General features: G+C 31.1%; 1 pseudogene. It reads right to left on the reverse strand.

The features are described from left to right. A pseudogene (locus GJV77_RS14760) lies at window positions 1-318 on the reverse strand (IS4 family transposase); the annotation flags it as partial.

Raw genomic sequence — 318 nt, forward strand, 5'->3', positions numbered from 1 at the left:
TAACATAATATTCAATCCTATTGTCATTCAAATAACCAATCCAATCTTCCCCAACAAATTCTCTGTCAGCTAATAGACAATCTATACAATCTTTGCCAAACCAATCAATAAAAGTATTGATGAGTTCTTTTGTTTCTTTTGTATTTGAGTTACCGCGTTTATCAAGCATTTTAAATAGTATTGGGAAACACATATTCTTATAACTAATACCTAGCATTAAGATGTTTATATCTTGTTTACCAAACTTCCAATTGGTGCGGTCCATTACAAGAACATAGGATTTTTGGGCAGGAATAAGTGCAAAAGTAAGTCTTGAAA

It is taken from the genome of Myroides pelagicus (assembly GCF_009711055.1).
In the GTDB taxonomy this organism is placed as follows: Bacteria; Bacteroidota; Bacteroidia; order Flavobacteriales; family Flavobacteriaceae; genus Flavobacterium; species Flavobacterium pelagicum.